Origin of the sequence: Rhodococcus sp. IEGM 1330 (assembly GCF_033142445.1) — a bacterium.
In the GTDB taxonomy this organism is placed as follows: domain Bacteria; phylum Actinomycetota; class Actinomycetes; order Mycobacteriales; family Mycobacteriaceae; genus Rhodococcoides.
Map to the genome: position 1 here is coordinate 106,013 of NZ_JAWLSB010000007.1, position 22,680 is coordinate 128,692.

General features: G+C 63.7%; 23 protein-coding genes. 16 read left to right on the plus strand and 7 right to left on the minus strand.

Going from position 1 to position 22,680, the window contains the following annotated elements:
• Positions 1-89 precede the first annotated feature (89 nt).
• The 12 genes from R4P57_RS17360 to R4P57_RS17415 all read left to right on the plus strand — a co-directional run bounded on the left by R4P57_RS17360 (position 90) and on the right by R4P57_RS17415 (position 12,925).
• A complete protein-coding gene (locus R4P57_RS17360) occupies positions 90-1,178 on the plus strand; it encodes a ferredoxin--NADP reductase (RefSeq protein WP_317804241.1) in 1,089 nt (362 codons plus the stop codon).
• Complete coding sequence (locus R4P57_RS17365; protein ID WP_411742387.1) at positions 1,178-1,999, plus strand: MlaE family ABC transporter permease; 822 nt, start codon at positions 1,178-1,180, stop codon at positions 1,997-1,999. The genes R4P57_RS17360 and R4P57_RS17365 overlap by 1 nt, the downstream gene beginning before the upstream one ends.
• A 1-nt stretch (position 2,000) precedes the next feature.
• Positions 2,001-2,867, plus strand: coding sequence for an ABC transporter permease (locus R4P57_RS17370; protein ID WP_317804052.1), 867 nt, complete (start codon positions 2,001-2,003; stop codon positions 2,865-2,867).
• A gap of 8 nt (positions 2,868-2,875) precedes the next feature.
• Complete coding sequence (locus tag R4P57_RS17375) at positions 2,876-4,153, plus strand: MCE family protein (protein ID WP_317804053.1); 1,278 nt, start codon at positions 2,876-2,878, stop codon at positions 4,151-4,153.
• Positions 4,150-5,175 carry an MlaD family protein gene (locus tag R4P57_RS17380; RefSeq protein WP_317804054.1) on the plus strand — a complete coding sequence of 342 codons (1,026 nt, stop codon included), beginning with the start codon at positions 4,150-4,152 and terminating at the stop codon, positions 5,173-5,175. The genes R4P57_RS17375 and R4P57_RS17380 overlap by 4 nt, the downstream gene beginning before the upstream one ends.
• On the plus strand, positions 5,172-6,182 hold the full coding sequence (locus tag R4P57_RS17385) for an MCE family protein (RefSeq protein ID WP_317804055.1): 1,011 nt from the start codon (positions 5,172-5,174) through the stop codon (positions 6,180-6,182). Before R4P57_RS17380 ends, R4P57_RS17385 begins: the two co-directional genes overlap by 4 nt.
• Positions 6,179-7,279, plus strand: a complete 1,101-nt coding sequence (locus R4P57_RS17390) for an MCE family protein (protein WP_317804056.1) — start codon at positions 6,179-6,181, stop codon at positions 7,277-7,279. The genes R4P57_RS17385 and R4P57_RS17390 overlap by 4 nt, the downstream gene beginning before the upstream one ends.
• A gap of 11 nt (positions 7,280-7,290) precedes the next feature.
• Positions 7,291-8,424 carry an MCE family protein gene (locus R4P57_RS17395; RefSeq protein ID WP_317804057.1) on the plus strand — a complete coding sequence of 378 codons (1,134 nt, stop codon included), beginning with the start codon at positions 7,291-7,293 and terminating at the stop codon, positions 8,422-8,424.
• Positions 8,421-9,575 (plus strand): MCE family protein, encoded by a 1,155-nt coding sequence (locus R4P57_RS17400; RefSeq protein ID WP_317804058.1) that lies wholly within the window; start codon positions 8,421-8,423, stop codon positions 9,573-9,575. Before R4P57_RS17395 ends, R4P57_RS17400 begins: the two co-directional genes overlap by 4 nt.
• A gap of 45 nt (positions 9,576-9,620) precedes the next feature.
• Entirely contained in the window at positions 9,621-10,199 is a 579-nt protein-coding gene (locus tag R4P57_RS17405) for a hypothetical protein (protein WP_317804059.1), read from the plus strand.
• Entirely contained in the window at positions 10,168-11,610 is a 1,443-nt protein-coding gene (locus R4P57_RS17410) for an ABC1 kinase family protein (protein ID WP_317804060.1), read from the plus strand. The genes R4P57_RS17405 and R4P57_RS17410 overlap by 32 nt, the downstream gene beginning before the upstream one ends.
• 196 nt (positions 11,611-11,806) lie before the next feature.
• Positions 11,807-12,925 (plus strand): endonuclease/exonuclease/phosphatase family protein, encoded by a 1,119-nt coding sequence (locus R4P57_RS17415; RefSeq protein ID WP_317804061.1) that lies wholly within the window; start codon positions 11,807-11,809, stop codon positions 12,923-12,925.
• Here the strand turns inward: R4P57_RS17415 and R4P57_RS17420 are convergent.
• The 3 genes from R4P57_RS17420 to R4P57_RS17430 are packed head-to-tail and all read right to left on the minus strand — an operon-like array spanning position 12,862 to position 16,051.
• Entirely contained in the window at positions 12,862-13,638 is a 777-nt protein-coding gene (locus R4P57_RS17420; RefSeq protein ID WP_317804062.1) for a TetR/AcrR family transcriptional regulator, read from the minus strand. The two genes, R4P57_RS17415 and R4P57_RS17420, sit on opposite strands and share 64 nt — an antisense overlap.
• Entirely contained in the window at positions 13,635-14,456 is an 822-nt protein-coding gene (locus tag R4P57_RS17425) for an alpha/beta fold hydrolase (protein WP_317804063.1), read from the minus strand. The genes R4P57_RS17420 and R4P57_RS17425 overlap by 4 nt, the downstream gene beginning before the upstream one ends.
• Positions 14,453-16,051, minus strand: coding sequence for an NAD(P)/FAD-dependent oxidoreductase (locus tag R4P57_RS17430; protein ID WP_317804064.1), 1,599 nt, complete (start codon positions 16,049-16,051; stop codon positions 14,453-14,455). Before R4P57_RS17430 ends, R4P57_RS17425 begins: the two co-directional genes overlap by 4 nt.
• 168 nt (positions 16,052-16,219) lie before the next feature.
• On the opposite strand from R4P57_RS17430, the gene R4P57_RS17435 reads away from it, so the two are divergent.
• The 3 genes from R4P57_RS17435 (at position 16,220) to R4P57_RS17445 (ending at position 17,836) form a co-directional block, all read left to right on the plus strand.
• Complete coding sequence (locus R4P57_RS17435; RefSeq protein ID WP_317804065.1) at positions 16,220-16,378, plus strand: hypothetical protein; 159 nt, start codon at positions 16,220-16,222, stop codon at positions 16,376-16,378.
• A gap of 74 nt (positions 16,379-16,452) precedes the next feature.
• A complete protein-coding gene (locus R4P57_RS17440; RefSeq protein ID WP_317804066.1) occupies positions 16,453-17,100 on the plus strand; it encodes a TetR/AcrR family transcriptional regulator in 648 nt (215 codons plus the stop codon).
• Positions 17,101-17,245: 145 nt separating this feature from the next.
• Positions 17,246-17,836 (plus strand): CsbD family protein, encoded by a 591-nt coding sequence (locus tag R4P57_RS17445; protein ID WP_317804067.1) that lies wholly within the window; start codon positions 17,246-17,248, stop codon positions 17,834-17,836.
• 49 nt (positions 17,837-17,885) lie between these two features.
• Here the strand turns inward: R4P57_RS17445 and R4P57_RS17450 are convergent, their stop codons facing one another.
• The 3 genes from R4P57_RS17450 to R4P57_RS17460 form a co-directional block, all read right to left on the minus strand.
• Positions 17,886-18,182: a hypothetical protein gene (locus tag R4P57_RS17450; protein ID WP_317804068.1), complete on the minus strand. Its 297-nt coding sequence runs from the start codon at positions 18,180-18,182 to the stop codon at positions 17,886-17,888.
• A 105-nt stretch (positions 18,183-18,287) separates the two neighbouring features.
• Positions 18,288-19,253, minus strand: coding sequence for an alpha/beta hydrolase (locus R4P57_RS17455; RefSeq protein WP_411742390.1), 966 nt, complete (start codon positions 19,251-19,253; stop codon positions 18,288-18,290).
• 177 nt (positions 19,254-19,430) lie between these two features.
• Complete coding sequence (locus R4P57_RS17460; protein ID WP_317804070.1) at positions 19,431-20,714, minus strand: hypothetical protein; 1,284 nt, start codon at positions 20,712-20,714, stop codon at positions 19,431-19,433.
• Between the two features lie 81 nt (positions 20,715-20,795).
• Here R4P57_RS17460 and R4P57_RS17465 point away from each other — a divergent pair, with 81 nt between their 5' ends.
• A complete protein-coding gene (locus R4P57_RS17465) occupies positions 20,796-21,191 on the plus strand; it encodes a hypothetical protein (protein ID WP_317804071.1) in 396 nt (131 codons plus the stop codon).
• 79 nt (positions 21,192-21,270) lie between these two features.
• Here R4P57_RS17465 and R4P57_RS17470 read toward each other — a convergent pair whose 3' ends face one another.
• Positions 21,271-22,593 carry an NAD(P)/FAD-dependent oxidoreductase gene (locus R4P57_RS17470; RefSeq protein WP_317804072.1) on the minus strand — a complete coding sequence of 441 codons (1,323 nt, stop codon included), beginning with the start codon at positions 22,591-22,593 and terminating at the stop codon, positions 21,271-21,273.
• Between the last annotated feature and the right edge of the window lie 87 nt (positions 22,594-22,680).

Sequence of the window (22,680 nt, forward strand, 5' to 3'; positions counted from 1 at the left end):
GCCATTTGTCAATGGCCTATTAATTAGTGGTCCAGTGTGCAAGAGTGACGACCGACACACAGACAGCCAGAAGGAGGGAGTACGTGACGATGTTCAGGAGCGCAGCACCGGCAGACCTCGATACGTCTGCCGTCGGTCACGAGGACAGAATCTTCGAGTTGGAGATCGCCGAGGTGACCTACGAAACCGAGGATGCGATCTCCCTCTGCTTTGCGGTTCCCGAGCACCGGAAATCACACTTTCGGTACGAGCCCGGGCAATTTCTCACCCTCGAGATTCCGTGCACCGACGGCGGCTCGGTTGCCCGCTGTTACTCGTTCTCGAGCTCCCCGGTACGTGACCCGTACCCGACGGTGACAATCAAGCGAATCCAGGACGGAGTCGCGTCACACTGGTTGCACGACAACGCTGTTCGTGGGATGCGACTCAAGGCGCTGAAGCCGTCGGGCATGTTCGGTCCCGAGAACTGGGACGCCGACTTCGTACTCATGGCCGCCGGCAGCGGCATCACCCCGATGATGTCGATCATCAAGACCGCCCTGTTGCGGCATACCAACCGAATCACCCTCGTCTATGCCAATCAGAACCGCGGCTCGGTGATCTTCGCGGAGCAACTGACCGAATTGCAGTCTCGCTTTCCCGATCGTCTCGACGTTCACCACTGGTACACCTCGGACTCGGGGTTACCCACCGCTGCGGGACTGGCCTCGATGGGCGCGGCAATTCCGGCCCACTGCGAGGCCTTCCTGTGCGGTCCCCCGCAGTACATGAACGTCGCCGAGGAGTGGCTCGCCCGCACCGGCACGACGGCGCACAGAACACATCGAGAGGTCTTCTCCTCCTTCGATTCCAACCCGTTCCAGGACGACACGACCGCAGCTGCTCACGAACCGGATGCGAACTCCGTCACCGCTCAGGTCGAGATCGAAGGCATATCAACCGAATTCGCCTGGAACGCGGACACGAAGCTGCTCGATCGGCTCCTCGAACTCGGTCTCGACGCGCCCTACGTCTGCCGCGAAGGAACCTGCGGCGGATGCGCCTACACGCTCACCGACGGCACCGTGACAATGCTCGCGAACGAGACGCTCGACGAGCACGAACTTCACCAGGGCGTCCGGCTGGCGTGCCAATCCGTGCCTGCCGCCGAACCGATTCGCGCGGTGTTCGACCGCTGATGCCCAACGCGATGGGCCGGATGGCCACGAATTACCTTCGGCAGCACCCCGTTGTCGCGGTCTCCACTTTCGGCCGCCAGATGGGGATGGGTGTCAGGGCCGGGAGATCACTGACCTCGGACATCGTCCACCGGACGTTCCGCTTCTCCGAATTCATCCGCCAATGTGCCTTCATGGCAACCACATCGGTCATCCCGACCTTGCTGGTCGCGATCCCGTTCGGGGTCATCGTGTCGGTTCAGGTCGGTGCCATCGCCGGCCAGGTCGGTGCCACCTCGTTCGCCGGTGCCGCGAACGGCCTCGGCATCATCCGTCAGGGCGCGCCGCTGGTGACCGCGCTGCTGATGGCCGGGGCGGTCGGGTCGGCGGTGTGCGCGGACTTGGGTTCTCGCACGATCAGGGACGAGATCGACGCGATGAAAGTCATGGCCATCTCGCCGCTGCAACGACTGGTCGTGCCACGGTTGGCCGCCGCGATGGTGGTCAGTGTGTTGCTCTGCGGCAGCGTCTGCTTCGTCGGATTCATCACCGGCTACATGTTCAACGTCTTCGTTCAGTCCGGTACACCGGGTAGCTATCTGGGCACTTTCGCGGCCTTCGCCACCATCGGAGATCTGGTGCTCGCTTTGATCAAGTCCGTCGTTTTCGGCGCGATCGTGGCAATCGTGGCCTGCGACAAGGGATTGACCACTCGCGGTGGACCCGGTGGGGTGGCCAACTCGGTCAACGCGGCGGTGGTCAGTTCTGTGATCCTGCTCTTTGCTGTCAACGTCCTGTTCACCCAGCTCTACACCATCGCGTTCCCGGCTCGGTTGATCTGACATGGCCACTCGCTACACACCGCCGCTGCTCAAACCCCTCGTCACGACGGCAACCATCGTCGTCGCCGCCCCGACGCGCGCCCTGGCCACGTTGGGCCACCAGGCGACCTTCCTGAGCCGATCCGTGGGATCGATGCCCTACACGGTGCGGCGGTACCGGCCCGAGCTGTGGCGTCTGCTCTCGGACGTGAGCTGGGGAAACGGTGCCATCGTCGTCGGCGGCGGCACCATCGGAGTGATCGTTCTCCTCGGAGCCTTGGCCGGAGCCACCGTCGGCATCGAGGGCTACACCGCACTGAATCTCCTGGGGATGGGCCCGTTGACCGGGGCAGTGTCCGCGTTCGGCACCACCCGAGAACTTGCACCTCTGATCGCTGCCATCGGGTTCGCCGCCCAGGCCGGTTGTCGCTTCACCGCGCAACTGGGTTCGATGCGAATCGGTGAGGAGATCGACGCGCTCGAGTCACTCGCGATCGACCCCTTGGCGTATCTTGTCAGCACCCGAATGATGGCCGCCGTCATCGCAATTCTGCCGCTGTACGTTCTCGGACTGAGCGCGAGCTACCTCACCGCTCAAATCGTCGTCGGGGTGCAGAGCGGCCAATCCGCCGGCACGTACCTGCACTACTTCCATTCGTTCCTGTCCGTCCAGGACGTCCTGTACTCGGTGACCAAAGCTGTTGTCTTCGTTCTTCTCACGACGGTCATTCAGTGCTACTACGGGTACTACGCATCCGGCGGTCCCGAGGGAGTCGGGGTGGCGGCGGGCAAGGCAATTCGTACCAGCATCATCGTCGTCATCTTCGTCAATACGTTGATGACCCTTGCGATGTGGGGATCCGATCCCGGCATCAGGATCTCGGGATAGGGGCCCGAATGTTCGATGTGGGAGGGCGCGCACCGTCGATGTCCACGCTCGTGATCCGGGGCCTGTGCGTGTTCCTGCTCTTCAGCGCGATCGCGGGGCTTCTGCTGGCGCGCTACACGGGTATCTGGCGCAACACCGTCGACGTCGTCGCGTCGATGCCCACGCTCGGCGACGGTCTGCCGCAGAATGCGGACGTCAAATTCCGCGGAGTTCTGGTCGGCGCGGTTGCCGGGGTGGACAGCGATCCCGCAGGCATGAGCACCGTGGAGATTCGATTGAATCCCGCACGCGCCGAGACGATTCCGAACACCGTCACCGCGCGGGTCGTGCCCAGCAACATCTTCGCCGTTTCCTCGATCGAGTTGGTGGACACCGGCGGCGCAAGCAGCATCCAGGCAGGCGCAACCATCGCGGGCGATACCTCACGGGAAACACTCGAACTGCAGACGGCAATGACGAGTCTGCGCAACGTGCTGACCGCGATCGACCCAGAGAAGTCGAGTTCGGTGCTGTACACGCTCGCCGACGCCCTCGACGGCCGCGGCGAATCGATCGGCTCCACCATCTCGAGGGCCAGTAACTACCTGACCACGCTCCGAGCCGAAATGCCGGATCTCACTTCCGATATCGATCTGCTCGACACCTCGATCAGTAGCCTGAGCAGAACGGCACCGTTGTTGCTGGACACCTTGGAAAGTTCGCTGATTCCCGCGGCGACCATCGCGGAGAAGCGCGATCAGCTGATTCAATTCCTGACGAGCGCTGCCGGTGCCACGTCGAGTCTCGACGCGGCGCTGGCCCACAACCTGCCCGGTGCAATCTCGTTGGTTCGAGACCTGGACCCGGTCATGGGCGCTCTGGCCGTCAACGGCAACGATCTCCCCACCGGTGTGCGAGAGTTCGGCCGGACGTTGGAAGGCTTCAACCGCGCCTTCACCGGCCCCAACGGGCGATTGATCTGGTCGATCGACATCACCGCTACCCCATTCACTCCGTACACCCGGGAAGACTGCCCCCGCTACGGCGACATGGCCGGAGCCAGCTGCATCACCGCACCGCCGTCTCGAGCCTCGGGCGACGACGCGCTGGGCGGCACGGGTGTTTCGGCGGAGGGCATTTCGTACTCTCCGGGCAACATCGGATCCGTCGGTAGCGAGGAAGAGAAGGCAGCGATCGGCGATGTACTCGGCCGGCCGGCCGATCCCACCTCGGTCATTCTCCTCGGACCGCTGCTGCGCGGGCAGACCATCGCGATCGACAACGCCGATCGGGTCGGTGCACCATGACATCGATTCGTAGGCCCCTCATCGGATTCAGCATCTTCATGGTCTTGGCCATCGCGGTGACCACGCTGATCTGGACCACCCTCGGCCGTTCGGTGGCAGGTGAAACCGAGACTTACGCTGCGCTTTTCGAGGATGCATCAGGGTTACAGAGCGGCGACGACGTTCGGATCGCCGGCGTGCGCGTGGGCAAAGTGGAGGATGTATCGCTCGACGGAAACACCGCACGAGCGCAATTCGTCCTCGAGCGCGGCCAGACCGTCTACGAGAACACGACAATCTCGATCAAGTACCAGAATTTGATCGGTCAGCGCTACCTCGCCCTCGACACCACCGGGCAATCCACCGATACGGTCCTGCCTGGCGCGACCATCGGGACCGAGCGCACCGAGCCGTCGTACGACGTCTCCGCTCTCCTCAACGGCTTCCAACCGCTGTTCAGCGTGCTCGACCCCCAGCAGGTCAACTCGTTGTCCGAGTCCATCGTTGCCACCCTGCAGGGAGATGGCGTCTCGATCAGCACTCTGGTAGTGCAAAGCGCCTCGCTGGCAGCGGAATTCGCGGAGAAGGACGAAATACTCGGTCTGATCGTAGCCAACCTGGGTGAGGTACTGGCCGAGGTGGCCGATCACGGTGACGATACGGCGGCTCTGATCGAATCCACGCAGAGATTGATGACCGATCTCAATGCGCAAGCAGAACCTCTGGCCAACGCGGTGCGCACGATCGGAGATTCCGCCGGTCCCGTCGCCGAGATGGTGGACGACGTTCGGCCGACGCTCTCGGGGACCATCGACCGACTCGGTGCGACCACCGATCTCGTCAACCGCGACGGCGCGCAACTGAGCACGTCCATCGGGATGCTGCCCTCGGTGCTCTCGTCGTTCTCGCGCATCACCGAGAACGGAAGCTTCATCAACATGTACGTCTGCAATCTGGACGTCAGTTTCGCCGGACTTCTTTTCCCACCAGGTGTTTTCAGTCGAGTCGGCGGCACCGCACAGTCGGAGGTCTGCCTCGAATGACATCGCTACCGGCCCGCATTCGGGCCTCCATCCGGTTGATGCCCCGTGACTTCTGGCGCGGTATCGCCGGATGCGCGGCAATCGTCCTGATCTTCGGTGCGGTGCTCGGCTATCAGCATGCCGGCATCGGCAATCGGACCGTCGACGTTCTCTTCGCTCAGTCCGCCGGGCTGCGGAGCGGTGACGACGTCCGCATCGCCGGAGTCTCCGCCGGGAAGGTCGATTCGCTCGCGCTGGCAGGCGATCACGTCCACGTCGTGCTCGACGTGGACGACTCCGTCGAGTTGGGTTCCGAGACGAAAGCCGAGATCAAACTGTCCACCATTCTGGGGTCGCGCTACGTCTCACTCACACCGGACGGGGACACCCCGTTGGGGAAAAGTCCGATCGAGCTGTCGCACAGCACAGTTCCCTTCGATCTGCAGAAAGCGATCCAGACCGGTACACCGGTGATCGAGCAGATCGATGCGAGAACGATGCGCGAGTCACTGACCACGGTCGCCGATCAACTCGAAGGCACTCCCGAACTGACCGGTCAGGCACTGGAGAGCATCTCGGCCCTGTCCAGGGTGATCGCCGATCGAGAGGATCAGATAGCTGCGCTGCTCGACGATGCAGATCAGGTGACGGCGCGACTGTCGGACAACAGTGCCGCCCTGATGTCGATGCTGGGCCAAGGTGCCGCTCTCGCGGACACCATCGTGGCGCAGCGGGGCGCGGTGGCGAATTTGCTTGCCTCGACCGATGCGCTCACCGCCCAGCTCGACGCCGTGTTCGCCGAGAACCGTGCTGCGATAGACCCGTTGATCGGACAATTGGCTGCGCTGAGTCAGGGTCTGGCCAACAACGACGACACGCTGCGGCGGGTATACGAAAGTTTGCCGGTAACGGTCCGGCAGATGACGAACGCCTTCGGCAACGGGCCCTATGCCGACATCGCCACTCCGTGGTCGCTACTGCCGGACAACTGGCTGTGCTCCGCCCAAGTCGTACAGGGGTGCCGATGAGAGCCCGAATTCGCGTCGCCGTGGCTGCAGGCATGTCGGCGGTGCTGTTGTCGAGCGTCGGCTGCGGTCTGCCCCGATCGTTGACGGCCGTCACCGGTTCGACCATCACCATCACCGCCGATCTGGAGAACGCTGCCGGACTCTACGAGGGAAACGAGGTTGCGGTGTTGGGCATGTCGATAGGAACAGTCGACAGCATCGAGGCGCAGGGTTCGCACGTACGCATCAGCATGACGGTCGACGAATCGGTGCAGCTACCAGCCGATCTGGACGTGGCGACCATCTCGACGTCGGTGGTGACCGATCGGCACGTCGAGTTGACGCCACCGTATTCGGGAAACGGGCCGGTACTCGAGGACGGGGCGCATGTGCCCCTCGCCCGAACGCACGTACCCGTCGAGATCGACAGGGTGCTCGACGCCGTCACCGAGCTGTCGGCCACTCTCGCGGACAGCGGCGACGGCAATCGGCCGATCGCAGACCTGTTGGCGGTGACGAACGAGGGGTTGACGGGCAACGGGGCCAAGATCCGGTCCACTCTCGACGACCTGTCCGCAGCGTTGGCGGTCGGGGTGGACAACAAGGACTCCTTGACGCGCCTGATCACCTCCGTCAGCGAGCTGACCCGCGTTGCCGCAGAGAACGATGCGCAGATTCGCGGCTTCTCGACAGACATGGCACAGGTGATCGGTGAAGCAGGTGATCAGTCGGCCGCGCTCGGAGATACTGTCGCACAGATCAATCGGCTGACGAGTCAACTGACGGGCCTGATCGACGCGAACCGAGACTCCTTCCCTGCGCTGTTCGCCAACTTGCAGACGGCGGTCGCGGGACTGACCGACCACAGTCGTGAACTTTCGGAGACGATCGACACGGCGCCGACGCTGTTCCGCAATCTCGAGAACGCCACCGACCCGGTCTCCAGAGCTCTGCGCGTCCACTTCCTCACCGACAGAACTCTGTTCGACACCGAACTGGTCAACGAATTCTGCCAGCGCATCCAGCTGAAGTCGGAGGGCTGCCGTAGCGGCCGCGTGTACGACTTCGGACCGGACTTCGGAATCTCGGCCGCGCTGCTGGGGCTGAGTCAGCCGTGAAGTACTGGACGATGCCGATCGCAGCGATCTCGGCGACGACGATTCTCGCCGGCTGCAGCACCACCCTCGAGGACCTGCCGCTTCCGAGCCCCGGGGTCGGTGCCGACTCGTACCGCATCGACGCCGTTTTCACCGATGCACTCAACCTGCCTCAGCAGGCGAAGGTCAAACTCGGCGGGGTCGACATCGGTCAGGTCCAGGAGATCGACGCCGAGAACTACACCGCACGTGTGCAGATGGCCATTCGCGCCGGGGTGAACCTTCCGGTCGACGTGCGAGCCGAACTCCGACAGGCGACGCCGCTCGGGGATGTCTTCGTCTCTCTGTCGTCGCCCAGCACAGACTCCGATACCCCTCGGCTGCAACCTGATTCGACCATCGATATCACCTCCACCTCCGCGGGTGCCAGTGTCGAGGAACTGCTCGCCTCTGCGTCGCTCGTCGTCAACGGCGGCGGCGTCAGCAGACTGCAGACCATCATCGGAGAGTTGGACACAGCACTGGCCGGTCGCAGTGCGGACGCGTCGAACATACTCACCGAGCTCACCGCCACCGTGACGGACTTGAATCAGCGCACGGAGCAGATCGATTCGATGCTGGACCGAACGCAGGAGCTCAGTTCGATTCTGGGTGCCAGAACCGACGCGATCGACGCGATTGCACAGCAGCTACCCCAACTCACCCAGACCCTGGCCGACAACAGCAAAGGCATCACCGACGTCATCGCCGCCGCGGGAGGTGCGGCAGGCAAGCTCGCAACCTTCACCGAGGAAACAGGTCCGGCGCTGCGTGATCTGTTGGTCGGCACCGAGCAGACGTTCGCGTCCGTCGCTGCGATCGGCGACGACCTCGACGTGGCCATGAAGCAACTCGAGCAGCTCGCACCGAAACTGGCCTCGAACACCAAGGGCAATTCCGTAGCAATCTACGTTCGGCTTTCCTGGCTCAGCCTGGCCGCGCTGGACGATCCGGCGAGCCACTGGCCGGGAGCCGAGGACGGCGAGGACTTCGTCGGCAGTCTCACCGACACGTTGAACCGCGTGTACGGTCGCGTGACCGGACAGGGCCTCACTCCCGCGCCCACCGTCGAGCTCCCGACCCCCACCGGAACCCCATCCCCGAACGATGCGGGAGCCGGCCGATGATACTGCGCCGCTGGGTGGCTCGACATCCTGTGCTCGTCTCGAACACGGCGCTCGTGCTCGTCCTTCTCGTGGGGGCGGCATACCTGACCATGGGAGCGCTGCGCATCGATCCACTCTCGGACGACTACCGCGTCACCGTGCGGCTCGACGGATCCGGTGGGTTGCAGGCGAACGGAGATGTGTCCGTGCGCGGGCAAAGAATCGGCCGAGTAGCTGCTGTCGACATCACCGTCGACGGTGTCGAAGCGCAACTGGACATCTCGGCCGGGCACCTCGTTCCGGCCGACGGCACCGTCGTGGTGGCGGCGCTGTCCGCTGCAGGCGAGCAGTACATAGACTTCCGTCCCGATTCCGACGATGCTCCGTATCTGGCCGACGGCGACGTGGTCGAACGGGATCGAACGGACACCCCGGTCCCGTTCGCCACGATGCTCGTGAGTGTCACCGACCTGGTCAGCCAGATCGACCCGGCGCAATTGACGTCGATCATCGACCAACTCGATGCGGCGACGGCGGGTGGCCCAGCGCAGCTGCAGGCGATCATCGACGGCGGCGGCGCACTGCTCACCGGTCTGGATTCCGTTCTTCCCGAGACGATCACCCTGATTCGCAACGGTCGGACGCTGCTGCAGACCGTCGGCGACATCGAACCCGATCTGACCCGCCTCTCGATCGGCGGCACGGCGTTGGCGGAGCAGTTGTCTGCGTCGGACGCCGAGATACGCGCTCTGCTCGACGACACTCCTGCTCGACTCGATTCCGCAAAGGCGGTCATCGGGGAGAATCGCAATGCCGGCGGGGATCTTCTGAAGAACCTCGCCCGCATCGCCAGGGCCGCTCGCCTGCACACACCTGCGATCGAGGCCCTGTTCCCGGCGATGTCGGCCGGCGCAGGCGCGTTCGGACTCGCCGGCCATGACAACCAGCTCAATGTCGTCGCCGACCCGTATCCGAGACCCACCTGCGACTACCTCAACCCCACTGTCTCACCGTCCATCGCCGCGATGACTCCGCCGCTGAAGTACATGTACTGCAACAGCACCGATCCGGAGCTGCAGGTTCGTGGAGCGCAGAACGTTCCTCGTCCACCAGACGACGACACCGGCGGTCCCCCCGCCGGGGCTACCGGGCAGGAGCGGACGGGCGGCTGACCGATCCCCCGAACCCACCCCCGTCTTCGCAACGAAGGAGTACACATGACCGACCTGAAAACCGACGACCCGACACCCGACGAAAAGGTGGACGAGACCCCCGAGGAGCCCGCGGTACAGGCTCGCACACAGCGGCGGCCGCCGGCAGTGGCGTCTGCTCTGGCGCTGGCGTTGATCGTCGCGATCGCCTGTGCGGGCGTCTTCGCGTACCAGCTCGAACAACGACGCTCGCTGGACACCTCCCGCGCAGAGGCCGTCGATACCGCTCGTACCTTCGCAATCACCTTGTTCACTTACAGTGCAGATACCTTCGGCACCTACGTCGACGACGTATTATCTGGTGCCACTGGGTCATTGGCTGATACGTTTACCGAGACCAGCAGCGATCTGCAGGCGACTCTGGTGGAGGCCGGTGCCACATCGACGGCGGAGGTCCTCGACATCGCTGCGAAGTCCACAGCCGTCGACCGGGTGGAAGTATTGGTGATCATCGATCAGACGGCCTCGAACGCCACGGTCACCGAACCGCGTCAGGCGGTGAATGCAGTGGTCATGACGCTCGAAAGGCAGGAAGACGGTAGGTGGTTGACCAGTGACGTCGCCAATCCCAGTGCCGCGCAGTAATACCGGATACGCGTTCTCCACGGGACCCTATCCGGACGGTCCGCCGCCCGAAGCACTCGAGATCGAGTATCCGGACATCACCCGATTCGGACTCGAAGAGCTGGGCCGGGCCATCTGGATCACCGTCGTCCTGGTTGCCGCCGCAATCATTGCCATCGTCCGCTGGCCGATCTTCTGGCTCCGCAAACGGCGCCGGTTCACGGTGTCCCTTGCCGAGGGGATAGTCAAAGGATTCGAGGCGCTGGGGCCCACATTCGTCAAGTTGGGCCAGCTCATGGCGTCGTCGCCCGGGGTCTTTCCTCCGGTTCTGGCCGACGCGTGTCTGCGGTTGCTCGATAAGGTTCCTCCTGTTTCGGCTCGTAGGGCCCGCCGAGCGATCGAACGCGATCTGGGCGGCAGTATCGAGGATCTGTTCGACTCGTTCGAGGACGTACCGTTGTCTGCGGCGTCGGTCGCGCAGGTCCACGCCTGCGTATTGCTCGACGGCCGGGAGGCGGTGGTCAAAGTCCAGCGTCCCGAGATCCGACGGCACATGCGCGTCGATCTTCGGGTGGCGTTCGCCGGAGCCTCGTTGTTGGAGAGATTCTTCGAGTTCTTCCGTATCGCCAATGCGACGGTCATCGTGCGTGAACTCAACGACCTGACGGCCCAGGAGCTCAACAGCGCAGCAGAAGCGCTGCGCCAGGAACGTTTTCGCGACAATCTGTACGTGTTCGGGGACAATTCCCACGTGATGGTTCCGGAGATCTTCTGGAGCCACTGCGGACCTCGGGTGATCTGCATGGAGCGAGTTCGCGGCACTCCGGTCGGCCGCATCATGTCGGACGATCTGGCCACGGTCGACTCCGAGCTACAGCTTCGTCGAGGCGTGAAGGTCTGGCTGGAAGCCGTTGTGCTGCACGGTCCGTTCCACGGAGATGTGCACGCGGGCAATCTGTGGGAGCTGGACGACGGACGGGTCGGGTTCCTCGACTTCGGGATCGTCGGTGAGTTGCCCGAAGAGTGGCGCGACGTGCTGCGAGAAATGTTCCGTGCATCTCTGTTCGACGGTAATTACACCGAGGCCGCGCGACGCATCCGCGTGCTGGGCATCACCGACGGAACCACATTGGGCGACAAACTGATCGGCCTACAGTTGCGAAAGCTGTTCGAGCCGGTTCTCGGCCGAGGGGCCGGCCGACTGGATCTGAGCAGGCTGGTCGCGTCGCTAGTCGAGACCGGCAGGCGCTGGGGCATCGCGACGCCGGAAGAGTTGGTCTTGTTCGGCAAACAACTGGGCTACTTCGAAAGGTACTCGGCCACACTGGCTCCCGACTGGATTCTCGGCCAGGACCTTTTCCTCTTCCGAAACATACTGCCCAACGAAGTCGCTGCCGCCGCCCTTGCGCGAAACATCACGCTCCCGGACTAGGTTCGTTCCACAGGTAGGTCGGCCGGAGACCGACCCGAGGACGAGAAACTCTAAGTTTTGCGAAATATTCGGCGCCGTTCTATCCCCGAACGCGTGACCGCTCGTTGAACACTCGGCTACGGCGTTGCATCGCCCCCTGGTCGACGTCGACAATCGATCCGTCCGTCGATGTTCGACAATGCTCTTGGGGGTTTACGTGGATCCGATTTCACGACGCAGCGCTTTGAAAGGCCTCGGCTTGGCGGCGGGCTTGGTCACGCTGGGTTCGACCGGTGCAGGCCTGGCACTCGCGCAACCTTCACCGACGGAGTTGCGGGTGCTGGCGATCAACACCTGGCTCAACGGGACCAGGATCGACAATGGTCTCGAGCTGGTTGCCGGCATCATCCAATCGACCGGCGCATCGGTGGTACTACTCTCCGAAGCTCGCACCGCTGCCGCGGATCTGGTAGTCATCCTGGAACGGCTGGGGTTGAAATTCTATTCGGCACCCAGTGAAGACACCGCCGTGTTGTCGCTGTATCCGATCCAGGAAACCGGGTCGTTCGAGTACATGACAAAGGCAGTGATCGTGCCGGGCGGTGTTCCCATCGCCGTGTACGCCGCGCATCTCCAGTACCAGTGGTACGCAACCTATCTGCCGCGCGGCTACGGGGCCGGAGTGCCCCGACCCGGCCGATTCTCCGAGTACGGCTGGGACAAGATTCCGACCGGCCCGGTCACCGACGTCGCGGCGATCACCCAGACCAACGACGAGTCGGGACGTCCGAGCGAGATCGCCGAGTTCATCGCCGACGCGGCGCTCGAACAAGCCAAGGGGCGGGCCGTCATCCTCGGTGGCGACTTCAACGAACCCTCGACACTCGACTGGACCGCGGCCACCAAGGATCTGTTCGACCACAACGGAGTAGCGCTGCCCTGGGGTTCCACCCAGCGACTGAAAGATGCGGGCTTCGTCGACGCCTACCGACACCTGTACCCCGATCCGGTCACTCATCCCGGATTCACCTGGCCTGCAGACAATCCCGATGCCCCGGTGTCGTCGATCACGTGGACCCCGGAGGCCGACGAGCGGGATCGAATCGACTACATCTTCGCCGGCCCGTCACCGCAACTGACGCTGACATCGGCCGGCATTGTGGGCCCGCGCGGGTCGATCGTCCGCAATCAGCGGGCCGAAGAATCGACGGCCGACAATTTCGTCTCCTCACCGCTGCCGTGGCCGACCGATCACAAGGCAGTCATCGCGAGCTATCGGCTGGGTTCGAGCCCGATCGGGCTGCCTCCGATTTTCGGGTCGTCCGGCGGGCGTTGACCGGAACTCGTGATCGAGATCATGAGCGACCGATCGCCTTCCACCTCGACCAACGGGTGAGGTTCCGACGCGAATCGTGCGGCAGAGCCTTGGGCGCGGGCTATGCCTGCGATACCGCCCCACACCATCATCGTCAGGTAGTCGACGAGTTCTTCGGCGGACATCGTCCGATCGAAGATCCACCAGTGTGACGCCAATCGAACGGCACCGATCATCGCGAAGGCGATGGGGATCGAGCCGGCCGTAGAGAACTGTCGCTCTCGAAATCTGTCGGCGATGACAGTGGTCAGCAACTCTGCGATCAGTCCCTCTGCGGCAGTGATGACGTCTTGATTGCCGGAGACGGCGTTGTTGGCGTGAACGTAGATGTAGATCTCGGGATCGGTGGCGACAGTCGTGACGTAGGCGGAAATCACTGCGCGGGTGAGGTGGTACTCGTCGAGGTCGTCGGACATCGCGTCTTGGATACGAGGCACCAGCGCCGTCTCGACGTATCGAGCCATCGCGGCGTCCGCCAGGCCCTTCTTGTCGGCGAAGTGCTTGTACAGAACGGTTTTCGAGACGCCGTTCGCCGAGGCGATGTCATCCATCCCGATGTCGTGCCCCTGCTGACGAATCGCGGCCAGAGTGCAGTCGAGCAGTTCCCGCCGCCGGGTGATCCGGTGATCGCGCCACCGGTGGCTTCGCCCGTCGACCTTCTCCGGAACGCTCACGCCGACTGCGAGACGGTTCGTGATCCCCTCAACAGAATCGACGCCACCAGTTCCGGATCGTCCGACATCGGTACGTGCCCGAGGCCGGGGTACGTCGTCACGTCCGCATGCGGAAAAGTATTACGCACCAGAGGGGCCTGATACACCGGCAGAACCCAGTCGCGACGGCCCCACGCGACCGTGACGGGAACATCCTCGTCGACCGGAATGCTGAAGCGCGGCAAGGCGTTACCGGCTGCGTCGATCGCACGGTTGGTGGTGATGCTGAGCGCGTCGATGGTGGCCGTTGCCGCGGGAACTCGCCACGGCTTGGCGTAGAAGACGCCGTTGGCGATCGTGCGACCCACGACCGAACGCATCATGGCCGGTGCGATCGGACTGATGACTCGGGACAGTGCTCGCAGCAAACGAAACACGAGCAAAGCCCGCGTCTGATCCCAGTGGCCGCGGAAGAAGCCGGCCGGCGAGAGTGCGGTGGCCGAGGCGACCGACCCACGGGCGGCGAGTTCGAGTGCGAAGTATCCGCCCAACGAATTCCCGGCCACGTGTGGCTTCTCGCCGTCGGCGGACACGTGCTCGAGAAACCGCTCGAGTTCGGCGACGATCCACGGGCCGAGGTCGAACTCGTCGGTGGGGAGCTCCGGCGAATCACCGTGGCCGGGCAGGTCGACCGTCACCACTCGCCGGTGCCGCGCCAGTGTCTCGACGACACTGTCCCACGCATGTTGCCGGTGCACGATGCCGTGGATGAGTACCAACGTCGGGCCCTCACCCCGGATCGTGTGCGCCAGAGTCAGCCCATCGATGTCCGAAGTCACTGCATACCAATCTTTCTCGGCTCGGTGCGGTACACGTTCTCCACACCAGACGGGTCCGATCCGGCCACCGTCGGTTGTGCCGCCCGGCCGAACGTCATCGATTCCGTCAGATCGTCGAAGCGCGCGTCGATTCTGTCGAGAATGTAGTTCTGGCGCACCGACCACGGACGCTCGGTCCCCGATTTGGGGAGTTCGTTCAGAGACCGCGTGACGTAACCGGAGGCGAGATCGACGACCGGACGAGATTCCACGGCCTTGCCCTGACGGTCCGGGATCGCATGGGTGTGGCCGTGAGACCGCATGTACACCAACAGTTTCGCTACCGCCTGGGCCGTCATGTCGGCTTTGAGCGTCCACGATGCGTTCGTGTACCCGATGCACCAGGCCACGTTGGGCACATCCTCGAGCATGTGGCCCTTGTAGACGAACTTGTCGTGCGGCTCGAACGGCTTTCCGTCCAGCGACAGCTTGATTCCGCCGAAGGCCTGGAGCTTCAGGCCGGTTGCGGTGACGATGATGTCGGCGGGGATCTCCTCGCCCGATTCCACGCGAATACCGTCGGCGGTCACCCTGGCGATCCGGTCGGTCACCACGGTCGCGCGACCGGATCGAATGGCCTTGAAGAGATCACCGTCAGGCACGACACACAACCGCTGGTCCCACGGGGCGTAGGTCGGATCGAAGTGCTTGTCGACGTCGTATCCACGTGGCAGCTGCGCCTTCGTCATCGCCCGGAACACCCTGCGGGCCGTCTTCGGTGCGCGTCGACACAACTGATACGAGCCGACCATCAACAGTGCATTGCGCCACCGCAATGCACTGTGCGCCAGCGAGTCCGGCAGGAGGCGCTTGGTGATCGTGGTGAACGGATCGGTCATCGGTAGTGACGCGATGTAGGTGGGTGAACGCTGCAGCATCGTCACCGATGCGGCGTCGGCCGCCAGAGAAGGCACCAATGTGATTGCGGTTGCGCCACTTCCGATCACGACTACCCTCTTGCCGGTGTGGTCGAGCCCTTCCGGCCACTGCTGGGGGTGCACCACCTGCCCGCTGAACTCCTCGAGCCCGGGAAGATCGGGGGTGTACCCACCCGAGTAGTCGAAGTAGCCGGTGCACAGGAACACGAATCGACTGCGGTAGGTCGTGGGAACACCGTTCGTCAGGGCGTCGACCGTCCACAGGTCCGTCGACGAATCCCAGTTCGCCGCAGTGACCATGGTCGAGAAATGCGTGTGCTCATCGATACCGTTGGCGTAAGCGGTATCGACGATGTAGTTGCGGATGTCCTCGCCATGAGCGAGCAGAGTGTCGCCCTGCCACGGCGTGTGCGGGAACGAGAACGTGAAGATGTCGCTGTCCGAACGAATTCCGGGGTATCGGAACAGATCCCAGGTACCGCCTGCCCGCTCGCGGCCCTCGAGGATCGAGTAGCTCAGCTCCGGAGCCATCTCCTGCAAGCGATACGCGGCACCGACGCCCGATATGCCGGCACCGATGATGAGAACGTCCTTGAAGTTGTCGACAGCATCGTCTACCTCGGGCCACCGACCTTGGCTTTTCGTCACGCCACGCCTCACTGTCTTGCCGAACACCATCGCAATTTCGACCGACTGAGCAGCGGATCGCGACTTACATCACCTAATGTGCCATTGACGAGTGGTGGTGTCAATGGCAGGCTTCAACGCATACCGAAGACAGGAACCCCTCATGAACTTCACCCCCTCCGTTCACTGCACCCCCGTCGCGCCCGGAACCAGTACCCGATGACTCCTGTGGTGGTCGGGGCCGCAGGAGTCATCGCTCTCGTCCTGCTCGCGTCGAGGGGATCCGGCATGGATTTCGACCGACGCTCCCTGGCCGGCGCGTACAAGCCGGTGCGCTCGACGTGGCCGAAGCGACTGCGGACGCGTCGACGCACGTGATGAGCTCGGGAGCGGTCCGTTCCGTTCTGTGACATCACCCGACGTGGGCGAGTTCGATCAGTACGCTCGGACCCATGCCCGATCGGAAGTACGCAGGCAGATCCCCACAGGAGCGTTCCTCCGAACGTATTACCCGTCTGATGGACACCGGGATCGGCCTGTTCGGCACGCACGGATACGCCGCGACGACGATCGGCATGTTGTGCTCGGAATCGAACGTGTCGACCCGTCACTTCTATCGCGAGATCGGGAGCCGGTCGGAGCTGCTCAAGAAGATCGTCACCACAATCAATCAGGACGGCGAGCGCGCTGCGCGAGACGCACTGTCGGACGACGGTCGGCAATCGGCGGTGGCGTCGATCGACGCCGCGATCCGGGCGTACCTCGGCGTCACGTGTCGAACCCGGATGTCGGCTCGGGTCTGCTACGTCGAGGTCGTCGGAGTCAGTACCGATATCGAGCTGTGGCGCATGAACCAGCGAGACGTCATCGTCGAGATGTTCGGCTCCCTGGCAACTGCCGCCGCAGCACGAGGAGAACTGCCCGACAGAAACTATCGCCTGGTCATTCTCGCGATGATCGGTGCCGCCAATATCTTCGCCCAGGAGTGGGCACTGAGCTGCAGCTCCGGCGTCGAGCCGACCGATGACGCCTTCACCACGTACATCGACACCCTCGTCGAATTGGTCACCGCCACGCTGCGGACGCCCCGGCCCGTGTAGCCCGACCTGCTGATAGTGACCCAGAACACGCCCGTTCGGACGTATGTTTCGGAGCGTCGATTTCGACTCATACCTATCGGCGTTGTACGCGACGCCCCCAGCTCCGGATGTCCGGAGATTACCTACACGAAAGAGGTACGCACCGATGGCCGACTTCATCGACAAGGCTCAGCACAAGGCAGACGAACTGGCCGGGACTGCGAAGGAGAAGGTCGGCGAAGCAACCGGTGACGACAGCCTTCGTGCCGAGGGCGCAACGGATCAGGCCAAGGCCAACACTCATCAGGCCGCCGACAAGGTCTCCGACGCGGCCGAGAACGTTGCCGACACCGCAGCCGATGCCGCCAAGGAAGCCAAGCACGCAGCCTCCGATGCGGCAGACAAAGCCGCCGACGTGGCACAGGATGTCAAGAACACCGTCAAGGACAAGGTTCAGAACGTCGATGTCGATGATGTGAAGGAGAAGGCCTCCCAGGTCGCCGACAAGGCAGCCGACAAGGCCTCCGCCGTCGCCGACGACGTGAAGAACAAGGTTCGCAACATCGACAGCGAGGATGTGGCCGAGGCCGCGAAGGTCGGCACTCCCGTCATCGCCGCCATCGCAGCCGTTGCCGGTGCTGTCGCGTTCGTGCTGATCCGTCGACGCAACCGTCGCCACAGCGCTGCACACCTTTTCGTGCCGTCGAAGCGCACCACCCGCAAGCTCGCCAAGAAGGCCCGTAAGCACAGCTTCTGAAGGTGATGACGAAAGCCCCGCCTCGTTCGAGGCGGGGCTTTTCGCGTCTCTACAGCGGCTTGAGTGCCCGGCTGGGCACCCAATGCGTGACTGTTTCACTGCGATCGCGTGACATCAGCTCGTACGTGACTCGGCCAAGCCAGTCGCCGTCCACGGTAATGGACCATTCGACCAGATCGCCCGGCACCACGCGTCGAACATCGAATCCTTCGGGGTTGAACTTCGACGCGTGGTGTGGCGGTAGCGGATAGAGGATGTTGAGGTCGATCCACACCTTCAGTGGCGGTCGAAGCAATGTGAAGGGGCGCACGGCAGACGCCGGTCGAGGTTGTGCGCGCCGTGCCATCGTTCGATCATACGTTCGATTACCGCCCTGATCCACCGCCCCGTAGAACGAAGAACGGCCACCCGCACGCGAGGTGCAAGTGGCCGTTGTTCGGTGTTACGAAGATCAGATGCCGAGCGATCCCGCCAGGAACGGCCAGGAGTTGTGCAGGTCGTCCTGCCAGTAGCCCCACGAGTGGTTTCCGACCGGACGGAAGTCGACCGTGGCCGGGATTCCGAGCTGGTCGAGGCGCTTGGCCAGGTTCGAGGTGCAGAAGTTGGTGGCAACTTCGATGCCGCCGCCGACGATGACCTGGTTGGCGAGCGTCGCCGGGTCGTTCTTCAGACGCGGGTTGGCGTAGGTGTCGTTCGGTGCACCCGGCAGGCCGCTGCCGGTGCTCATGTAGATCTGCGTTCCGCGGAGCTTCTCGGCGTTGAGCAGTGGGTCGTTCTCGCGCCACACGGGGCCGTCGAGCGGTCCCCACATGTTCTCGACGTTGCCGCCGCCGTAGGTCTCGACGACAAGCTTGACGAACTGCTGACCGATGGGGTCGGAGGTCTGAGCGCAGCCACTGTACGCAGCGACGCCGGTGAACTTGCCCGGGTACTTGATCGCGATGTTGAGCACCGAGGTGCCCGTCATGGACAGCGCTGCGAGCGACTGGCGGCCGTTGGTGTCGAACTGAGCGTCGATCAGCGGGGGCAGTTCTTCACCGAGGAAGGTGCTCCACTTGTTGCTACCGAGCTTCGGATCGTCCTGCAGCCAGTCGGTGTAGTAGGACCACTTACCCTTCTGCGGAGTCACGATGTAGGCGTTCTTGTCCGAGAGGAAGGCCTCGGCGTCGGTCTGCGACTGCCACGATGCGGCATCCTCGCCGCCGCCTGCGCCGTTGAGCAGGTACAGCACGGGACGCGACACGCTCTCGTCGGCGGGACGCTGCACCGTCACGGGAATGGTGCGGTTCATCGACGCCGAGAACACCTGGAGCTGAACCTGGCGGTTGTCGAGGGTGTTCACCGACTCGATCCGCGATCCGTTGCTCGACTGTGTCGTCGACGCGGGCAGTTCGTCCGCGGACGCGACGGGCGTCATCAGCGCGGTCGGCAGAATCGCCACTGCGAGGGCGACGGCCGTAGCCGAACCGATTCGCCGGAAGCCGTGTCGTCGAGATCGTGGCACGCTGTTTCACCTTTTCGTCGAGTTACACCGGTCGAGTTTCTACATCGGCCGAAGATGAGGTGACGTTACCTCGAGTAAACGGGCCAAGCGTCACGGACCGGACGATTCCGAGACTCGATCGTGATGGTCCCGACGCTCGCCGCGGGTGGCGAAAATACAGGCCACGACGACGATCACCGCAGTCACCACTCCCACGGGCAGCGGCGAATACAGCGAGACGATGGGCCGCACATTGTCGTCGGGCGTGCCATCCGTCCAGAAGAACTCCCGCGGCGGCACCGGAGCCGACACCCAGAACAGCGTCAGCGCGAACGGAATCAGGGGCGTGATGCTCGACGCCACCGCGCGCATCGGTTGCATGGATCCGACGGCCAGGCCGAGGGCGACCGGATAGAGGGTGCAATATGCAACGGTTCCAACGATATTGACCGCACTGTCGTCGATCGCAATCAGACCGGTGGCCGTGACCACGGCGAGCAACACGAGCGCGGGGGTCGACAGGTCTCGGTGCAGGCCCACCCGTACTGCGCCGACGAACAGCACAGCGGCGACAGCGAATACCCACCACGACGCATCCGACGATCTCAGCGAGTTGACCCCGGACGCCGCGATCGCCAACCCCAGCATCAGGTATCGGCCGTCACGACCGTCGAGCTTCAGCGCGGCGGCGTAGGTCAGTGCGACGGCGATCGCAACGGCGAATATCCACATCCTCATCGTCGACGTCGTGTCGCCGAGGTAGGTGTAGACGATCAGGTACACGAAGGCGAGTACGCCTACGGCTGCAGCATCGGACGCCTCGAATCCGATCACAGGCGTGCGCAGGGCCATCGCGACCAGCAGCGCTGCGGTCAGGAGGAGAACGAGCAGAGGGACTGTCGATTCGACCAGATACGGTCCCGGCACCACCACCATCCAGCGGCCCTCGCGCGGCCCCCGCAAGCCGGAGATCGCTGAGTAGAACAGCATCGAACCCAGCAGACCCACGGCGAGTCCGGCCGACGGACCTCGGCGACCGGCCGCAATGTGCCCACACACGCCCACCAGAACACCGGCTCCGAGGGCGTTCGTGGTGACCGCTTGATTGGCCGCAATCGGCACGAACGACGGTAGTGCGATCACTACCGCCCCGAGCGCAGCAGCCACTGCAGCCAGTACCGACGAGCGCCGAGAATGTACGACGGTCAGCACGATCACCGCGGCCACGACGGCGAGTGTTCCGGCCCATTGCGCGGTGACGAACGCCCCGTACCAGTAACCCGAGGACTCGATGAAGAACGAATCCCACCCGAGCGATTCCCGAATCGAGTATCCGGCAACGAATCCACCGCATACCGTTGCCACAACGGGCCCGTACCGATCCAACGCCGTCATGGTTGTCAAATGTAGAGGTGTTCCCACGAGACGAGTGTGTGTGGTCTATTGGGTGCCCGCCCCGCGAAGGAGTCGATCGAGATGTTTCGTCGCACCGCCGTCATTGCTTGTGTCATTGCAGGTGCCGCCGCCCTCGGCATGGGAACGGCCGCCGCCGACGAGTGGCCCACTCCGCCGCCGTATCCGACTCCGTCGCCTCCGCAGGACGTCACCGGATTCCTCACGCCTCAGGACCCGGACTACTGGAATCCCTTCGTCAGCGAGAATCGACTGACCTCGCCCTACGGCAACAGCACCCGCATCGTGTGCACCGGATTTCACGGCGTGCTCGGCGCCTGCTGGCAGGCCGACGCGAACGGCAACCCGCACAAGCTGATTCCGCTGAACATGAACTATCCGGGTTCGACGGGCCAGCTGTTGCCCGGCGGCGGTCCAGGGCACTTCGTCTACCCCGGTTTCATCCCCGGCATCGGCTGACCCGCACCTGACTGTTCACTACCGTCGACCGATCGCGGATTCCCGCAGATCGGCGACGGTACTGAACACTGGGGTGCGCTCAGTTGTACGGCTTACGCGCCGTTTCCGGGTCGCCGTAGGTGATGGCCCGTTCGCGTCGGGTGCCGGTGGCCAGGGTTGCGGCCCAGTTGATCAGTGTCCCGACGCGATTGCGGTTGCCGGCCAGGAAGGCGATATGGATGACGCCCCACGAGACCCAGCCCAGGAATCCCGACATCTTCAGCGGCCCGGCCTGCACCAGTGCGTGACCGCGGGCGATGTAGGCCGCGGTGCCGAGGTCTCGGTACTTGAAATCCTTTCGCGCAGAACCGGATACATCTGCTGCGATGGCTGCGCCCGCTGCCCGGCCGCCCTGCATCGCTACTTCGGCCACTCCGGCAAGCTTGTTCAGCGACATGATGTCTCCGACGACGAAGACATTGCGGTGCCCGGGGATCGACAGATCCGGTTGCACCGCAATACGTCCCGATCGGTCCTGCGCGACGCCCATAGCGTCGGCAAGCTGCTTCACGAACGGAACTGCCTCGACGCCTGCAGTCCACAGCACGGTGTGAGTGTCGTAGCGAGTGACGGTCTTGGGTTCGGCCTTGGCCGTCACCTCGACGTCGGTGGCCGTGACGTCGGTGACGTGCACGCCGAGATGTGTCTCGACGCCGACGGTGTCGAGGGTTCGCTGCGCCTTTGTCGTCAGTGAGTCGGGGAACGATTCGAGTACTCGATCTCCGCCGTGAAAGAGCAGGACCCGAGCTTCCGACGGATCGATCGAATCGAACTCCTTCGCCAACGCCCGAGTCGCGAGTTCCCTTATCTGACCGGCCAACTCGACTCCGGTCGGGCCTCCCCCGGCCACGGCGAACGTGAGCCAGGGTCGGCGCTCGTCGGCGGTGGGGAGGGATTCGGCCATCTCGAAGGCGGAGATCAGCTTTCGCCTGATCGCGAGGGCATCGTCGAGGGTCTTCATGCCCGGTGCCCACTGCACGTATTCGTCGTGGCCGTGATAGGCCTGCTGCATTCCGACGGCGACGACGAGGTAGTCGTAGGGCAACTCGAACGTCGAGCCGTCGAACCGACTCGCCGTCACCACTCCGCGGTCGCCCGCCGAGCCGTCGACAGGAGGGGTCACCGAGGTCGCTTCGCCCAGTGCCACATGCACGTTCTTCTGCTTGCGCAGCAGGTGTCGCAGTGGACTGGCGATCGAGCCCTCGGACACAAGACCGGTGGCGCACTGATAGAGCAGTGGCTGGAAGACGTGGGAGGTGCCGCGTTCGAGCACGGTGACGTCGACGTCCTCACCACGTAGGCGTCGAGCCGCGTGCAGCCCGCCGAATCCTCCGCCGAGCACCAATACCCGTGGACGTGCCATGTGAACGTTCTCCCTCGGACCGACCCGTGGAGAAGGACTCTCCGATATTTCAGCCTACTCGAGCAGGATTCGATTCGACTCACCCCT

What these genes read in the sequence shown, in the direction of transcription:
- R4P57_RS17445 (WP_317804067.1), top strand. Translation starts at nt 17,246, where the DNA reads ATGGCCGACTTCATCGACAAGGCTCAGCACAAGGCAGACGAACTGGCC.
- R4P57_RS17360 (WP_317804241.1), top strand. Translation starts at nt 90, where the DNA reads ATGTTCAGGAGCGCAGCACCGGCAGACCTCGATACGTCTGCCGTCGGT.
- R4P57_RS17380 (WP_317804054.1), top strand. Translation starts at nt 4,150, where the DNA reads ATGACATCGATTCGTAGGCCCCTCATCGGATTCAGCATCTTCATGGTC.
- R4P57_RS17470 (WP_317804072.1), bottom strand. Translation starts at nt 22,593, where the DNA reads ATGGCACGTCCACGGGTATTGGTGCTCGGCGGAGGATTCGGCGGGCTG.
- R4P57_RS17435 (WP_317804065.1), top strand. Translation starts at nt 16,220, where the DNA reads ATGACTCCTGTGGTGGTCGGGGCCGCAGGAGTCATCGCTCTCGTCCTG.
- R4P57_RS17465 (WP_317804071.1), top strand. Translation starts at nt 20,796, where the DNA reads ATGTTTCGTCGCACCGCCGTCATTGCTTGTGTCATTGCAGGTGCCGCC.
- R4P57_RS17440 (WP_317804066.1), top strand. Translation starts at nt 16,453, where the DNA reads ATGCCCGATCGGAAGTACGCAGGCAGATCCCCACAGGAGCGTTCCTCC.
- R4P57_RS17385 (WP_317804055.1), top strand. Translation starts at nt 5,172, where the DNA reads ATGACATCGCTACCGGCCCGCATTCGGGCCTCCATCCGGTTGATGCCC.
- R4P57_RS17430 (WP_317804064.1), bottom strand. Translation starts at nt 16,051, where the DNA reads ATGGTGTTCGGCAAGACAGTGAGGCGTGGCGTGACGAAAAGCCAAGGT.
- R4P57_RS17370 (WP_317804052.1), top strand. Translation starts at nt 2,001, where the DNA reads ATGGCCACTCGCTACACACCGCCGCTGCTCAAACCCCTCGTCACGACG.
- R4P57_RS17365 (WP_411742387.1), top strand. Translation starts at nt 1,178, where the DNA reads ATGCCCAACGCGATGGGCCGGATGGCCACGAATTACCTTCGGCAGCAC.
- R4P57_RS17395 (WP_317804057.1), top strand. Translation starts at nt 7,291, where the DNA reads ATGCCGATCGCAGCGATCTCGGCGACGACGATTCTCGCCGGCTGCAGC.
- R4P57_RS17455 (WP_411742390.1), bottom strand. Translation starts at nt 19,253, where the DNA reads ATGACGCCCGTCGCGTCCGCGGACGAACTGCCCGCGTCGACGACACAG.
- R4P57_RS17375 (WP_317804053.1), top strand. Translation starts at nt 2,876, where the DNA reads ATGTTCGATGTGGGAGGGCGCGCACCGTCGATGTCCACGCTCGTGATC.
- R4P57_RS17390 (WP_317804056.1), top strand. Translation starts at nt 6,179, where the DNA reads ATGAGAGCCCGAATTCGCGTCGCCGTGGCTGCAGGCATGTCGGCGGTG.
- R4P57_RS17400 (WP_317804058.1), top strand. Translation starts at nt 8,421, where the DNA reads ATGATACTGCGCCGCTGGGTGGCTCGACATCCTGTGCTCGTCTCGAAC.
- R4P57_RS17405 (WP_317804059.1), top strand. Translation starts at nt 9,621, where the DNA reads ATGACCGACCTGAAAACCGACGACCCGACACCCGACGAAAAGGTGGAC.
- R4P57_RS17450 (WP_317804068.1), bottom strand. Translation starts at nt 18,182, where the DNA reads ATGGCACGGCGCGCACAACCTCGACCGGCGTCTGCCGTGCGCCCCTTC.
- R4P57_RS17460 (WP_317804070.1), bottom strand. Translation starts at nt 20,714, where the DNA reads ATGACGGCGTTGGATCGGTACGGGCCCGTTGTGGCAACGGTATGCGGT.